General features: G+C 36.3%; 13 protein-coding genes. 12 read left to right on the top strand and 1 reads right to left on the bottom strand.

Going from position 1 to position 16,439, the window contains the following annotated elements:
- Positions 1 to 103 precede the first annotated feature (103 nt).
- The 10 genes from CBF31_RS05100 to CBF31_RS05055 all read left to right on the top strand — a co-directional run bounded on the left by CBF31_RS05100 (position 104) and on the right by CBF31_RS05055 (position 11,612).
- Positions 104 to 1,633: an ABC transporter permease gene (locus CBF31_RS05100; protein WP_126831317.1), complete on the top strand. Its 1,530-nt coding sequence runs from the start codon at positions 104 to 106 to the stop codon at positions 1,631 to 1,633.
- A gap of 13 nt (positions 1,634 to 1,646) precedes the next feature.
- Entirely contained in the window at positions 1,647 to 2,321 is a 675-nt protein-coding gene (locus CBF31_RS05095) for an ABC transporter ATP-binding protein (RefSeq protein ID WP_126831316.1), read from the top strand.
- Positions 2,314 to 3,789, top strand: a complete 1,476-nt coding sequence (locus tag CBF31_RS05090; protein ID WP_126831315.1) for a PASTA domain-containing protein — start codon at positions 2,314 to 2,316, stop codon at positions 3,787 to 3,789. Before CBF31_RS05095 ends, CBF31_RS05090 begins: the two co-directional genes overlap by 8 nt.
- Before the next feature lie 228 nt (positions 3,790 to 4,017).
- Entirely contained in the window at positions 4,018 to 5,958 is a 1,941-nt protein-coding gene (gene dnaG, locus CBF31_RS05085; protein WP_126831314.1) for a DNA primase, read from the top strand.
- A 21-nt stretch (positions 5,959 to 5,979) separates the two neighbouring features.
- Entirely contained in the window at positions 5,980 to 7,092 is a 1,113-nt protein-coding gene (gene rpoD / locus CBF31_RS05080; RefSeq protein WP_126831313.1) for an RNA polymerase sigma factor RpoD, read from the top strand.
- Between the two features lie 151 nt (positions 7,093 to 7,243).
- The gene (locus CBF31_RS05075; protein ID WP_126831312.1) at positions 7,244 to 8,011 is read left to right on the top strand and encodes a hypothetical protein; all 768 of its coding nucleotides are present in this window, start codon (positions 7,244 to 7,246) and stop codon (positions 8,009 to 8,011) included.
- Positions 8,012 to 8,082: 71 nt separating this feature from the next.
- Positions 8,083 to 8,781 (top strand): tRNA (adenine(22)-N(1))-methyltransferase, encoded by a 699-nt coding sequence (locus CBF31_RS05070; RefSeq protein WP_126831311.1) that lies wholly within the window; start codon positions 8,083 to 8,085, stop codon positions 8,779 to 8,781.
- Complete coding sequence (locus CBF31_RS05065; protein WP_126831310.1) at positions 8,781 to 9,821, top strand: Nif3-like dinuclear metal center hexameric protein; 1,041 nt, start codon at positions 8,781 to 8,783, stop codon at positions 9,819 to 9,821. The genes CBF31_RS05070 and CBF31_RS05065 overlap by 1 nt, the downstream gene beginning before the upstream one ends.
- Before the next feature lie 21 nt (positions 9,822 to 9,842).
- On the top strand, positions 9,843 to 11,081 hold the full coding sequence (gene pepT, locus CBF31_RS05060) for a peptidase T (RefSeq protein WP_126831309.1): 1,239 nt from the start codon (positions 9,843 to 9,845) through the stop codon (positions 11,079 to 11,081).
- Between the two features lie 75 nt (positions 11,082 to 11,156).
- Complete coding sequence (locus CBF31_RS05055) at positions 11,157 to 11,612, top strand: hypothetical protein (protein WP_126831308.1); 456 nt, start codon at positions 11,157 to 11,159, stop codon at positions 11,610 to 11,612.
- Positions 11,613 to 12,405: 793 nt separating this feature from the next.
- Here the strand turns inward: CBF31_RS05055 and CBF31_RS05050 are convergent.
- Complete coding sequence (locus tag CBF31_RS05050) at positions 12,406 to 12,879, bottom strand: hypothetical protein (protein WP_126831307.1); 474 nt, start codon at positions 12,877 to 12,879, stop codon at positions 12,406 to 12,408.
- A gap of 266 nt (positions 12,880 to 13,145) precedes the next feature.
- Here CBF31_RS05050 and CBF31_RS05045 point away from each other — a divergent pair, with 266 nt between their 5' ends.
- Together CBF31_RS05045 and clpB are read left to right on the top strand one after the other, a co-directional pair.
- Entirely contained in the window at positions 13,146 to 13,547 is a 402-nt protein-coding gene (locus CBF31_RS05045) for a YxeA family protein (protein WP_126831306.1), read from the top strand.
- A gap of 252 nt (positions 13,548 to 13,799) precedes the next feature.
- Positions 13,800 to 16,406, top strand: coding sequence for an ATP-dependent chaperone ClpB (clpB, locus tag CBF31_RS05040; protein ID WP_126831305.1), 2,607 nt, complete (start codon positions 13,800 to 13,802; stop codon positions 16,404 to 16,406).
- Positions 16,407 to 16,439 lie beyond the last annotated feature (33 nt).

Raw genomic sequence — 16,439 nt, 5'->3', positions numbered from 1 at the left:
TTAGCGGTTTAATAAGAAAAAATTAAATAGTTTTCATTAGGAGCCTATGGTATAGTCGGGGTATAATTAGGCGATAAAAGTGGAGAGGAAAAGGGGCGATGGTATGAATTATTTTAAACGAGCGATAGCGAGTGTTACGAGAAAAAAGGGGAAGTCTTTAATTTTATTTGCAGTTATTTTTATTTTAGGAAATGTAATCGCAGGTGCTATCTCAATTCAGCAAGCGACACAAAATGTTGAAAAAAATATTAAGAAACAATTAGGTGGGACTGCGACAGTAGGGATAAATTCAAAAGAGTTTGAGAAATTTTGGAATGAGCACCCTGATGATGAAAAAGGACCAGGAAATAAAGAATTAACATTGGACAAGATTAAAGAGATTGGGTCACTACCTTATGTTAAATATTATGACTACAATATAACAGGTGGGGCGCAAACTAAAGAGTTAAAGATGTATCAAAAGCATGAAGAGGAAGAGATGCAGAGCCAAGATGGCCTAACTGAATTTTTTTCATATAAAGGTGTCAATTATCCTAAAGTAATGGATATTGAAGAGAAGAAAGTTGAACTAACCGATGGTCGAGTTTTTACAGAAGAGGAAATTGCGAGTGGAAAACCTGTCGCGATTATTTCGAAACAAATGGCTAAGAAAAATAATCTAAAAGTTGGTGATAAGCTTGTAGTAGATTCCTCATCACCAAATTATATGGATTCAGAAGCGATGGATGATGAAAAGAATAAGCCAGAGTTATTCACACAAAAACAAGTGTTTGACATTATTGGTTTGTTTTCACCGATTGTAAATGATAAAAAAGAGAAGAAACGAAATGACGTAGCAGAGAACATGGTAGAAAACTTATACAATTTAATCTATGCTCCGAATGACGTCATTAAAAAAAATAATAAAGCATTTGAAGAAGGAATGTATAAGAAATTCCCTTCTTATAAAAAAGAGATGGAAGAGATTTTAAAAGGGGAGCAACCTTCGGAACCATTGACACCTTATTTTGTTCTTAAAACACCAGAAGATGCTGAGGCGTTTAAACAAGATGCCACAGCGTTACTACCTGATAAATACAGTAAATTAATCATGTCGACAGACCAATACGATTCTATCGCAGGTCCTGTAAAAAATATGTCGAAGATTGCTAAATACGTGATTTATGTATCAGTAGGTGCAACTCTGCTGATTATTTCATTGGTTGTCTTGTTGTTCTTACGTGACCGTAAGCATGAATTAGGGATTTATATTTCTTTGGGTGAGAAACGTACAAAAGTAATCGGTCAAATCGTGATAGAGGTAGTTATGATTGCATTTGTTGCGATTACATTATCTGTCTTTACAGGAAATGTTTTAGCTAAGAATGTATCTGGCTCACTTATTTCAACTCAAATGAAAGCACAAGAAGATAAGAATAATGATATGGGTATGATGAATGAAGATGATTGGGAATTAGCAGAGTTGACGGGTAATTCAGTTGATGCAACTGATGTTAAAGAATCGTATGAAGTCTCATTATCAGCAAAATATATCGGTGTATTCTATGTGGTGGGGTTACTGACTGTTTTACTTTCAACGGTGATACCTTTGATTTATATTTTACGACTAAATCCTAAGAAAATAATGATGTAAGGGGGGACTTAAGATGGCAATATTAGAAACTAAAAATGTGAGTTATTTTTACCAAGATGGCGATCAACGTCGCTTTATTTTAAAAGATACAACAGTTGGATTTGAAAAGGGTAAATTTTACACGATATTAGGGCAATCGGGCTCTGGTAAAACAACCTTTTTATCATTAATTAGTGCACTTGATGAACCTAAGGAAGGAGAAATTCTTTTCGAGGGGAATGATATCAAACAAATTGGTTATGAGAACTTTAGACGTAATAAAATCGGAATAATTTTCCAAAGTTACAATCTTATTCCCTACTTAACCGCGGTTGAGAATGTGATGGTTCCTATGTCGATTACAGAAAATAAGTTGCCAGAAAACCCAGAAGTAGTAGCCTATAATTTATTAGATTATATTGGAATTGTTTTAACAAAAGCTAATCGACCAGTTAACAAACTTTCTGGTGGAGAGCAACAACGTGTTGCGATTGCAAGAGCACTTGCAACAAATGTGGATGTTATATTAGCAGATGAGCCAACCGGAAATTTAGATGAAGAGATGGAGCTAGAAATTGTTGATATTTTTAAAACTTTAGCACATGAACATAATAAATGTGTCATTGTAGTAACTCATTCTAATGAAATAGCAGCGATGTCAGATGAAACATTGTATCTTAAAAAAGGGATGTTGAGTAAATATGAGTGATTTTTTATCGAATTTTGACCAAGATAATTATGGTAAAACCATAGCAAAAAAAGAAAAAAATAATGAAAAGAAACCAGATAGACCTGCTAAATCAAAAGAGGTTCAAGACGAAGAAGCGTTAAAAAGAGAAATTGAACGTCGTTTGATGGAAGAATATGACGTAGAGGTAGAGGTAGAAGACAATACAGCATCTAAAAAATCGATGCCGAAAGAAACCATCAAGACGTCTAGAAAAAAAGAAAAGAAACAAGCTGCCATTAGTTCTACGGTAGGGGAAGAAGTTGAAATTGATCCTACTTATAAAAAGAAAAAGCAAAAACAACTTATTGTTGGGACAATAATAGGGGTCGTATCGGGTTGTTTAATTGCTTGGGCGTGGTATAGCTATAGTCATGTAGAGGTGCCAAACTTTAAGAATAAAACAGTATCTGAAGCGAGAACATGGAGTAGTGAGAATGATGTCGCGATTAAAGTGGAAACAGAGTTCAATACACAAAAAGAAGCAAATGTCATTTTGAAACAGAAACCAGAATCGACTAGCAAACTAAAGAAAAAAGAAACACTGATTTTAACTGCAAGTAAAGGCCCAGATCCTGATGAAGTTCTACCTTTACCAGATTTTAGTAAGCTATCAAAAGCTGCAGCAACGGAGTGGATCGTAAAAAATAAGGCAGATAATGTGACCGTTTTAGATGACTATAGCGATAAAAAGAAAGAAAAAGAATTTATCAAATTAGAGTTTAAAGATAAAGATGTGACGGAAAAAACATATACACGTTCTGACCAAGTTATTGTAACCTACTCTAAAGGGAAAGAAGTATTTGAAAAAGATATCACAGTTCCTGACTTCAAAGGGAAATCTAAAGAGGTAGTGGAAGAGTGGGTCAAAAAAAATGAGTTGGAAGCAACCTATGAAAAAAGCGACTCAGACAAGATTGAAGAAGGCTTAGTCATTTCTCAATCACATGAAAAAGGTCAGAAAATAGCGAAAAAATCACCATTTAAAGTAGTTATTTCTGAAGGGAAATCAGTAATGGTTCCAAACTTCTCTGATTACACGATGGAGTCAGCAACGAGTGTAGAAGGCTTGGAAGTAACTGTGAAACAAGTCTTTTCAGGTTCAGTTCCATACGGTAATTTGATTTCTCAATCAGTAGAAGCGGGAACTAAGTTAAAAACGAAGGAACAAGCTAGAGTAACTGCAACGTATTCAAATGGTCGTCCCTATTTAAGATCATACTTTGGTCAACTAGAGGGTGACTTGGAGAAAGCTTTTTATGAAGATTATCGATCAAAAGGTGCGGCTATTTATTATCAAACTTATGAAAAAAATTCAACTGAGGAAAAAGGAACAGTGGTTGAAATGAGTGCTTATAATCAGTATGTCCCAATGGAGTATACTGTTAAAATTGGAATAAGTAATGGTAAAAAAGCACCTAAGCCAGTAAAGAAGATTGAAAAAGAATAATAAACATGTAGTTAAAAATAAGGTAAAAGAAATGAGAGCTAACGGGATCAAAGTTAGCTCTCATTTTTTTGTAAAAAAGCGTTTTAATCAGAGGGCTAGTAATTGCTATACAAGGGAAGTGTGCTATAATAGAATATGAATATTTATGGACATTTCCAAGGGTCGTGTCGAACGTTTCGTTCGGTGCGGCCTTTGATACCTGTAACCATAATAAGTGAGGTGAGAACAATGGCACAACGTATTCCTCAAGAGATGCTTGAGGATATTAGAACACAGACTAATATTGTTGAGATAGTTGGACAATATGTCCAACTGAAAAAATCAGGTAAAAATTATTTTGGTTTGTGTCCGTTTCATGAAGAGCGTTCTCCCTCATTCTCAGTCGTAGAAGATAAACAAATCTTTTACTGTTTTGGCTGTGGTAAGGGTGGAAATGTATTTAAATTTTTACAAGAGCTTGAAGGACTTAGCTTTCCTGAATCAGTAAAGAAAGTTGCTGAAATTGGCAATATCTCGACGGACTTAAGTTTTGTAACACCCGCAGAGGTTGAAGTGACGCCGGCTATGCGTCAACGTCAAGAACTTTTGAAGTTACATGAAACGGCTGCTGATATCTATCACCATGTGTTACTCAATACAGAAGCTGGAGAAGAGGCACTTCATTATCTTAAAGAACGGGGTATGACAGAAGAACTTATCAAAGAGTTTGAGATTGGCTATGCACCGAAAGAGCGTATACTTTTACAAAAAGTATTCGAGAGAGATAATATTTCTGATGAATTATTAGCCGAATCAGGTTTGATGACAGAGAGAGATGAAGGGTTTGTTGATCGTTTTTATCAGCGGATAATGTTTCCAATTCGTGATGATAAAGGCAAGACCGTCGCATTTTCAGGACGTGTTCTTCCAAGTGAAACGGTGGATACATCGAAACAACCTAAGTATCTTAATAGTCCAGAAACACCATTATTTAATAAACGCCAAGTCTTATTCAACTTTGACAAGGCAAAAGCTATTGCTCGCAAGGAGCAGGAACTTATTTTATTTGAAGGGTTTATGGATGTCATAGCGTCATGGCGTGCAGGTGTAAAACAAGGTGTGGCGTCCATGGGGACTAGCTTAACAAACGAGCAAATCAACATGATAAAACGTCAGTCTAAAAATGTTGTGATTGCCTATGATGGTGATTCAGCTGGGATTGAAGCTACGCATCGTGCAATTGAGCTATTAAGTGCACAAACCGACTTAGGTATAAGCATTTTAAGTTTACCAGGTGGTCTTGATCCAGATGATTTTATTAAAGAAAATGGAGAAGAACGCTACCGAGAAATAATGAAAAATGGTCGTGAAAGTCCATTTAGTTTTTACATGAGATACCATCAAAAAGGTAAGAACATGAAAAATGAGCAAGAAAAATTTGCTTATATTGAAGAGATGGTTAAAGAACTAGCTAAAATTCCTTCTGTTATCGAAAGAGAAGTTTATATTACTCAATTGTCAGAAGAATTCAGTATTTCGCCAGAAGCGATTGAATCTGAATTACAAAAGGTTAAACAGGTAGATCGAACACGTCAGAAACAGCAACGACCAGATCGTTCGGTAGTCGTAGACGATGTCATGCCTGAACCACCTTATCCAGAGACCTTCGAACCACCGTATGGTGAACCGGTTTATCACAATGAACCTCCTGTTTACCAAAGGTCTAGTACTCAGGTGAAAGAGTTTCAAGAAAGACCGCTTAGTGTGGGAGAAAAAGCAGAACAATTTCTCTTATACCGCATTATGCATGAACGGGGTGTACAAGCTAAGATTTCTCAAATTGAGGAGTTTACGTTTATTCACGATGAGTATCAAGAGCTCTATCATCACTTTAATGATTATATGATGATACATAGTGAATTTGAAGAAGCTGCTTTTTTAGATTATCTTAAAGAAGATCATCTGAAGAATAAAGTGGTTCAGTTATCTTACCAAGATTTATCAGATGAGAGTTCTGAAAGAGAAATAAATGATTATTTGCTAGCTATTAAGCGTCAAAAATTAGAAGTAACCAAGCAAGAAAAATTAAAACAACAAAAAGAAGCAAGTCGTCAAGGGAACAAGCAACTCGAACAAGACCTGACGATTGAAATTATAAATCTACAGCGTGACTTAAAAAGTCTACGATAAACTAAAAGGGGGCTTTCTTCTGTGGCAGAGAAAAGTGGAGAAAAAAAAGTAACATATGATAAAGCGGTTTTAGCGCTTATTAAAGAGTATAAACCAAAAGGTGCAGTTGTAATTGATACATTGACTGATGTGATTGCAGTGCCTTATGAGCTAGGTTCAGAAGGAATGGATAGCTTAATTCAACGTGTTGAAGATCAAGGTATCAGTGTTGTTGATGCGTCAGGCGAACCAGCTGAACGTGCTTTGATTAAAGAAGAAAAAGTAAGTAAAAAGGATTTAGAAGATTTATCTGCCCCCGCAGGTGTGAAAATCAATGACCCAGTTCGTATGTATCTTAAAGAAATCGGACGCGTGTCACTTTTAACAGCGGAGGAAGAAGTTGAACTTGCACTTCGTATTCAAGAAGGCGATCAAGAAGCGAAACAAAAATTAGCAGAAGCTAACTTACGTTTAGTAGTAAGTATTGCGAAACGTTATGTAGGTCGTGGCATGCAATTCCTTGATTTAATTCAAGAAGGTAACATGGGTCTTATGAAAGCTGTTGAAAAATTTGACCATACTAAAGGGTTCAAATTCTCAACTTATGCAACGTGGTGGATTCGTCAAGCGATCACTCGTGCGATTGCCGATCAAGCAAGAACAATCCGTATTCCAGTACATATGGTTGAAACTATTAATAAATTAATCCGTATTCAACGTCAATTACTTCAAGATTTAGGTCGTGAACCTTTACCAGAAGAAATCGGTGCTGAAATGGAATTACCAACTGAAAAAGTTCGTGAAATCCTAAAAATTGCTCAAGAGCCAGTGTCATTAGAAACGCCAATCGGTGAAGAAGATGATTCGCACCTTGGGGACTTCATTGAAGATCAAGATGCGACAAGCCCTGCTGAGCATGCGGCATACGAATTATTAAAAGAACAATTAGAGAGCGTACTTGATACATTAACTGACCGTGAAGAAAATGTTCTACGTCTACGTTTCGGTTTAGACGATGGTCGTACACGTACTCTTGAAGAAGTTGGGAAAGTATTTGGCGTAACACGTGAACGTATTCGTCAGATTGAAGCAAAAGCGTTAAGAAAATTACGCCATCCATCTCGTTCTAAACAACTAAAAGATTTCTTAGAATAAAAATGTTGAAACATCCTCTAATTTTTAGAGGGTGTTTTTTATTGAGTAATAATAGTAAGCATGAATGTGCCAAATGTAGTAAAATAGAGAGGTAATATGAAACTAACTCATCCATTAATAGGGTCGAGTAAATGAAAAGAGGCGTTTTAATATGAAGAAAAAATATTTAGTTACAGGTGCATTAATCATGAGTATGGTGGTTCTTGGAGCATGTGGCAATAAGTCTGATAAAACTGAAACAACGGAGACGAAGACAGAGATGACAGAAGCAACTAAAGAAACAGAATCAAAAGATGTAGCCAAACAAGATGAGGTTATATTTAAAGGCTCATTAAAACAAGATGCGGTGGTTGAGGGTGATAAAGTCAGTCTATATATCATTGGAGCAGAGGGTGTTAAAGATCCAGATGGTATTTCAAAAGGCTTAGTTGATGGTGTTATTATTAACACAACAAAAGATTTAATTGAAGGTAAAATTAATGAGGAAGATCTTACTGAAGGTAAGATGGTTGAAGTGACGATGAAGAGTCCTTCAGCAATGACAAGTTCCCTACCTCCGCAAGTAGCAGGAAATGCTATTGTATCTGTAAAATTATTAGATGAAAAAGTTACAGACCAAAAGGATAATGTTGTTTTCACAGGAACATTAAAAGGTGAAACAACGATGGCTGAAGGTCAAATGAGTTGTCATGTTTCTGATATCAATGCGGAAACAGACCCTGATGAATTAGTTAAAGGATTTGGTCAAGATGGTGTTATCTTAAACTTGGGTGAAGAGCAAGTTGAAGATGATTTCAAAGTAGAAAACTTTGTTGAAGGCGATAAAGTTGAAGTAACAGTTAAAGGTGATGCGGTGACAACTCGTTCACTACCACCACAAATCCCTGGTATGTCTATCGTTAGCATGAAAAAACTTTAAGATTAACGCCCTCTTGTAGGGCGTTAAGTGTTATAATGAAGCGGTAAATAAACAAAAGGTGTTGTGAAAAAATGAATGAAAAAAAGCTATCAGACCGTCTAGCTAAAGTCTGTGAATTTGTGCCAAGTGGTGCGATTGTAGCAGATATCGGATCGGATCATGCTTATTTACCCGCATGGTTAATATTGAATAATAAAATAACAACTGCTGTAGCAGGAGAAGTTGTAAAAGGCCCTTATGAGTCTGCTTGTCATTTGGTTAAAAGTCTTGGACTAGAAGATCAAATTACAGTTCGTTTAGCCAATGGACTTGAAGCAGTAAAACCAGAAGATAACGTCACAGCTGTTACGATTGCTGGTATGGGTGGTTCTTTAATTAGTGAGATTTTAGATCGAGGCTATGAAAAAGAGATTTTATCAGGTAAGGAACGTCTTATTTTACAACCCAATATTGGTGAAAGAACGCTTCGTTTATGGTTACAAGACCACTCTTATAAGATTATTGCTGAAGATATTTTAGAAGAAGATGGTAAGTTTTACGAAGTTATCGTGGCTGAAAAAGCATCAGAAGCCCCGACTTATACTGAAAAAGAATTACAGTTTGGCCCCTTCTTACTTTCTAATCAAACGTCTGTTTTCAAAGCAAAATGGGCAGATGAATTGGAACAAAAAGAGTATGTTTTAAAACAATTAAAAGCAGCCAAGGGTGACCAAAGCGCTAAGATTGAAAAAATGACACAATTAAAAACATGGATTGAGGAGTTGATCTAATGGGATTACTATTAAAAGACTTTATCAAACAGTTTGAAACATATTGTCCTCAGGAATTAGCAGAGGCGGGAGATCCGGTAGGGCTACATTTTGGTTCGATGGATCAAGAGATTAACAAGGTCATGCTAACTCTAGATGTTCGTCCGGATACGATCAAAGAAGCGATTGAAAATAACGTAGATTTAATTGTGGCGAAGCATCCACCGATTTTCAGATCAGTAAAACGTTTAGTGCCGGATAATCCGCAAACTAAAATGTACACTGAGATTATCAAGCATGATATCGCAGTTTATGCAGCACATACGAATCTAGATATCGTAGACAATGGCTTAAATGACTGGTTCTGTGAGGAATTAGGGATAAAAAATACCACTTACTTAACGCATACACACAGTATTCTAGAGTGGGAATTAAGTGTAATGGCAACAGATGAAGAAGAATTAAGATTAGTCGAAGCAGCTATTAGTCAAGACTTCACTTGTTACCCAACAATCGTGGAAGAGATGGAAGGCGAATTGGTAGTTGGAACGTTTAAAGTTCTAGAATTTGCAAAACAAACTGTAGAAACGAAGTTGAAAGAGCTATTTAATAAAGAACCAATGGACTATGCTTGGGAGCCTATGCCGTCAACGACTGCAGACTTCGGAATTGGTCGTATTGGAGAATTAGAAGAGGAAGTGTCGCTGGAAGAGTTTGTACAAACAGTGAAACAAACCTTTAACTTAGATGGTTTACGCTTAACGACAGATTCTGTTGATAAAAAGGTAAAACGTGTGGCGATTTGTGGCGGTAGTGGAGAGAAGTTTTATCCAGATGCAGTTAGCAAAAAAGCTGATGTTTATTTAACAGGAGATGTGTATTATCATACAGGACATGATATGATAGAGGAAAGATTATCTGTGATTGATCCAGGTCATCATATTGAAGTTTTATGTCAACCACGTTTACGTGAGCTATGTGAACAATGGAAAGAAGCTTATAATTGGGACCTTGAATTTGTAGAGTCATCTACTGATACAAACCCATTTAAATATTATTAAACTATAAAGGAGATTTTTCTTATGTATGAAAATTTAGTACCTCGTTTTATCCGTTATGTCAAAACTGAAACACGTTCTGACGATACTAGCACTACAGTACCTTCAACTCAAACACAGGTTGATTTTGCTCAAACATTATTAGCTGAATTAAAAGAAATCGGCTTATCAAATGCTAGCTACAACGAAAAAAATGGTTTCGTAACAGCTGAATTACCAAGCAACACATCTAAAGAAGGTGTACGTAGCATTGGTTTTATCGCTCACATGGATACAGCTGATTTTAACGCTGTTGGTGTTAATCCTCAATTTGTTGAAAACTATGACGGTGAATCTGATATCGCATTAGATGCTGATGGTAAATACAAATTAACAACGAAAGATTTCCCTAACCTTAAAAACTACAAAGGTCAAACACTTATCACAACTGATGGGTCAACTCTTTTAGGAGCAGATGACAAATCAGGGATTGCTGAAATCATGACAGCGATGGAAATTTTAATCGCTAACCCAGATATCGAGCACGGTACAATCAAAGTAGCATTCGGTCCAGATGAAGAAATCGGAACAGGTGCTAACAACTTTGACGCTGAAGGATTTGGCGTAGATTTCGCTTACACAATGGATGGTGGCCCATTAGGCGAATTACAATTTGAAACATTTAGTGCAGCTTCTGCTGAAATCACTATCCATGGTAAAAACGTTCACCCGGGTACTGCTAAAGATACAATGATTAGCGCTATTAAATTAGCAATGGAATTTGACAGCAAATTACCAGCTAAAGAAGTACCAGAACATACTGAAGGATACGAAGGGTTCTACCACTTAGAACACATCGAAGGAAACGAAGAAAAAACAGAAATGTCATACTTAATTCGTGACCATGACCGTGAAAAATTTGAAGCACGTAAAGAAGTAATGAAAAACCTAGTTGCTGAAATGAACAGCCGTTTCGACGAAGAACGTTTCGTTATCGAAATTGCAGATTCATACTACAACATGGCAGATATCATTGCTAAAGACATGAGTATCATTGACCTTGCTAAAGAAGCAATGGAAAACTTAGATATCGTTCCTAACACTGCACCAGTTCGTGGTGGTACTGACGGTTCTAAAATTTCATACATGGGTATCCCAACACCGAACGTATTCGCTGGTGGCGAAAACATGCATGGACGCTTTGAGTTTGTTTCTGTTGAAACAATGCAAAAAGCAACAGACGTTATCGTTGAAATCGTTAAATTAAACGCTAAAAACGCATAATACTGACTAATCAAGAAAACTTCTTCGTAAGGAGAAGTTTTCTTTTATTAAGATAAAGAATAGATGAGGTGTCAAATGTTATCATTTGAAGAAAAAAAAGCGATCTTTGACGAGTTTGAAGAGCTAACATGCCAACCCGTATCAATGAATCGTTTAAACTACCATTATGAAGGTAGTGCCGTTCCAAAAACAACAGTCGTAAAATTTTTACACCCTAAAAGTGGAAATGCTTTTGTATACGCTGGCTACTTAGCACCAGAAAAAACAAAAGACGGCTATGTATCAGTTATCGAACTGAACCGTGAAGAATTAATCGAGTATGTTAGAAATGCAATAGAATTCCTAAACCTAACAGAAGATGGCTATGCAGAAGGCTACGAAGAAGAATGGTCAGACGCACACGACGATCGCCTGTACCTACGCTACCAAAACTACATGTGGGTAGTAGTGATGCAAAGCGGAGGCATCGAAGCAGTATTCAAAACAAAAGAACAAGCCGAAGCCTACCTAATGGACGAAGGCTTTAATTAAAGCTGTAAAAAAATCGATCTGCTCCAAGTAACTGGAGAAATAGGATGAATTTGAAATACTAATTCAACCTATTTCGAAGTTACCGAAGGAGTAGATTTTTTTGCGCGTAGATAAGGTGTTTTTTCTGATGGTTTGATTTGAGTAATTGTAGAAAGCTACTTAAATCATTTATTTGGATTAAAGTAGCTTTCTACAATTACCGATAATCAGTCAGAAAAAGTCCGTGTATAAGCTGTGAGAGTGGTTGTTTTGATTTTAAAAGATATTAGATACTAAAAAGCATGACCTGTTAATCATTAACAGGTCATGCTTTTTTACTATTTTATTTGTTAGGTTCCGTATTGGTCTTTTGCCAATTGAAGGTGGAGTATCGTGATAACAGATTCTATAATAAAAAAGAGTAAGAAGAGTGGACTAGTAAAATAGAATAAAAATGAACCAATTAATATAAAGCCACCGATAATATAATAGTAATTAAGATAGGAAAAGATTGAAGCTAGTGATGTTAATGCAAGTACAGTTAAAAAAATAAAATTTAGAATTAATAATAGGAGTTCAATTTTTAATGGCACCTGAGCGGCATAAGAATAATAAAATGAGTTAAATACAGAAGCTAGTAAACAAATAGCTGAACTGAGTAACAGTAGTTTTAGTATGCTTTGATAGCGCAAAATAGGAATCACTTTCTTTCTAACGAGTGTATCGTTTAGTTTTGAAACTGTTATTTTATATTTATATCAGATAAAAAATATCATTTGTTTATTAGTTGAAGTCGTCTAAAAAAAAGTATTTATTATAGCGTATTTTCAAGGACATTGGTTCCAAAAATGTTCTTAGCTTCTCGTTCCATATCAATTATCTGTTCTTGTTTTCCGATAGATAAATTAGAGAATTCGAGATCTACTGAGCCACTTTTTATTTCGAGTGGTTGAGATAAAAGCTTGTCGTATTTTTTAGAAAACTGTTGGAGCGTTAAGGTTGTTTCTTTAGGGAATTTCCGCCAAATGATAAGTTTGTAACTTCCATCTATTGAGGCGACACTAAGTTGGCCTGTAAGAGTACCATATGATGGAGTTTGGGCTTCTAGGTAGTAGTGATTATCTAAATCAATAGCTGAATAAGTTTCGTGGTTTGAAGGTGTATCAAAAGTGGAAGTGAATCGGTTGAAGCTATAGCTTAAATAAAAATAGGAAAAGTGGTAACCAATAGTCAGTAAAATAAAAATAGAACCGAGCAATTTAAGTGTTTTTCGTAATGATAATTTCATATAAGACCTTTCTATACAAGAGTAAGACTATCAAAACTTCACAGTAGTGAGCAGTCTACTCATAATAGAATGTCTTTATACAAAAGTAAATTTCTAATTTTGTATGTTGAGTAGTTATTGTATAAAAAAGTATCTAACTTGGAGTGATTTTCAAATAGAAGGGAGGATGTTTAAAATTAGATGTGTTATTTAATCTAATTGTTACACCAGTGTTATCTCATCTAGTGATATAGTGTCCTCATATAAAGCGATAAGGAGTGAGGTCTATGAGTGATACATTAAAACGAGGGTTAGTACTAGTATGTTTGGTGGCAATTGGACTAGCAGGTTTTATTTTTATAGGAGATAGAGAGAACGATCATTATTTAAAATTTAATCCGCTAGTTAAGTTGGAAATAGGTTATGCTAAATTACCTAAGACAGTAACATATAATCATGGTAAATCTTTTAATAACCAAACAACAGCTCCTCAATTTCCTGATCCGTATGAAGATGTGGAAGTGGTCAATCAATTTGGTCAAGTAGTAAAATTGACCTTTAAGGGGGGACAATCTCCTAATGATAAGAACTATGCAAAGGTCAGTCATAAAGCTGACTTTGTCAAAGAGATAGAATTCGTATCATGGGATGAGATTCCGTCTGCTTACCAACTATATATGACACATTGAAAAGCTTACGTTAGGTAAGTTTTTTTATTTTCCGTCATTCATTAATCCTCTTCTTATCATTTGCCATTTAGCCTCTATTTCTTATAAACTAAACCTAGATATACTAAAAAATATTGGACTAAAGTCTGATGTATACTGACTTATAAATCGTTATACTTATAGTCAATAAAGGTCAATGAAACGAAGTGTTATTCTTTGACCTTTACTGACCTTGTTGATATAATAAGGTATAAAGTTAAGGAGGCAATGCTTATGAATATAGAAAAAATGACAACAACCATGCAAGAAGCCATAGCAGCAGCCCAACAAGTGGCGATGACAAGACGTCATCAAGAGATTGATATTTGTCACTTATGGAAAATCTTTTTACAACCGGATCATTTTGCGTATAAATTCTATGCAGATGCCGGCGTACCGGTAAACGAATTTGTAGCAGCAGTTGACCGTGACTTAGATAGTAAATCAGTAGTAGAAGGCAGCAATGTTCAGTACGGACAAGGCTTGAGCCAAAATTTATTTAATTTATTGCAAGAAGCAGATAAAATCAGAGAGAGCTTTGGAGATGAGTATCTAGCAACAGAAGTCATCTTGCTTGCTTTGATGGAATTAAAAAATCATCCACTAGCAAAATTCTTAACCGACAGAGGAATTAAGAAAAAAGACTTACGTCAAGCAGTGGAAGACTTAAGAGGGGGAGAACGTGTGACATCACAAAATCAAGAAGAACAATATGAAGCATTAGAAAAATACGGCACTGATTTAAACAAATTAGTAAAAAGCGGGAAACAAGACCCGATTATCGGACGTGACGATGAGATTCGTGATGTCATTCGTATCTTGTCTCGTAAAACAAAGAATAACCCAGTGTTAATCGGGGAACCTGGTGTTGGTAAAACAGCGATTATCGAAGGATTAGCCCAACGTATCGTCCGTAAAGACGTCCCTGAAAACTTAAAAGACAAAACAATCTTCTCGTTAGATATGGGAGCGTTAATTGCCGGAGCGAAATTCCGTGGTGAATTCGAAGAACGACTAAAAGCTGTCTTAAAAGAAGTGAAGAAAAGCGAAGGTCAAATCATCTTATTCATTGACGAAATTCATACGATTGTTGGAGCAGGTAAGACTGAAGGCAGTATGGATGCTGGGAACTTGCTGAAACCAATGTTAGCTCGTGGTGAGTTGCACTGTATTGGAGCGACAACGTTAGATGAGTACCGTGAATACATGGAACAAGATAAAGCTTTAGAACGTCGTTTCCAACGTGTTTTAGTTAAAGAACCAACAGTAGAAGATACGATTAGTATTTTACGTGGGTTGAAAGAACGTTTTGAAATCCATCACGGAGTTAACATTCATGATAATGCCTTAGTGGCAGCTGCAACGTTATCAAACCGTTATATAACAGACCGTTATTTACCGGATAAAGCGATTGACTTAGTCGATGAAGCGTGTGCGACCATCCGTGTGGAAATGAACTCAATGCCAACGGAATTAGACCAAGTGACACGTCGTTTGATGCAATTAGAAATTGAAGAAGCGGCTCTTAAAAAAGAAGAAGACGATGCAAGTAAAAAACGTCTAGATATACTTCAAGAAGAATTAGCTGAATTACGTGAAGAAGCTAACCTAATGAAAATGCGTTGGGAAACTGAAAAAGCAGAAGTGAACTTGCTAAGTGCGAAACGCAGTGAGATTGATAAAGCACGCCATGAGTTAGAAGAAGCAGAAAGTAATTATGATTTAGAACAAGCGGCTGTCTTACGTCATGGTACAATTCCAAAATTAGAACAAGAGTTGAAAGACTTAGAAGCTAAAAATGAAGCAGAGTCAGATAATCGTTTAGTCCAAGAAGCCGTAACGGACAATGAAATTTCAGTAGTAGTTGGACGTTTAACAGGTATTCCTGTGACGAAATTAGTCGAAGGCGAACGTGAAAAAATCTTACGTCTAAATGAAACCTTACATAAACGTGTTATCGGACAAGACGAAGCAGTAGATGCAGTATCAGATGCGGTTATCCGCTCACGTGCGGGACTTCAAGATCCAAATCGTCCACTAGGGTCATTCCTATTCTTAGGGCCTACAGGGGTCGGTAAGACTGAATTAGCGAAAGCTTTAGCAGAAGATTTATTCGATTCAGAAGAGCACATGGTCAGAATCGATATGAGTGAGTACATGGAAAAACATTCAGTGTCTCGTTTAGTCGGAGCTCCTCCAGGATATGTCGGCTACGAAGAGGGCGGTCAATTAACAGAAGCCGTACGTCGTAGTCCATACACAATCGTCTTATTAGATGAGATTGAAAAAGCTCATCCAGATGTGTTCAACATTCTGTTACAAGTGCTTGATGATGGTCGTTTGACTGACTCTAAAGGTCGTATGGTAGACTTCAAGAATACTGTTTTAATCATGACAAGTAACGTTGGGTCTCAAACGATGTTAGATGGCGTTACACCTGAAGGAACATTACCGAAAGAAACAACGGATTCTGTGATGTCACAATTACAAATGCACTTCAAACCGGAATTCTTAAACCGTATCGATGATACGATTTTATTCACACCATTAACATTAGACAATGTAAAACAAATCATCGACAAGATGACACGTCACCTAAGCGAACGCTTAGAAGACCAAGATATTCAATTAGAATTATCAGAAGAAGCGAAAAGCTGGGTAGCCGAGTCAGCCTATGACCCAATTTACGGCGCTCGTCCACTTAAACGTTTCTTAACCAAAGAAGTGGAAACACCACTTGCTAGAGAAATAGTAGCAGGAAAAGTTGGCCCACAAACAAAAGTCATCGTCACACTTAAAGACGACAGCCTACACTTCGAAACTGAAAGTTTGGAAGACTAGTAGGAAAGGGTACAGAGGTAAAGGAAAAGACAT

The organism is Vagococcus fessus, assembly GCF_003987565.1.
GTDB classification, from domain to species: Bacteria; Bacillota; Bacilli; order Lactobacillales; family Vagococcaceae; genus Vagococcus_D; species Vagococcus_D fessus.
This window is presented reverse-complemented; position numbering and strand designations above follow the sequence as displayed.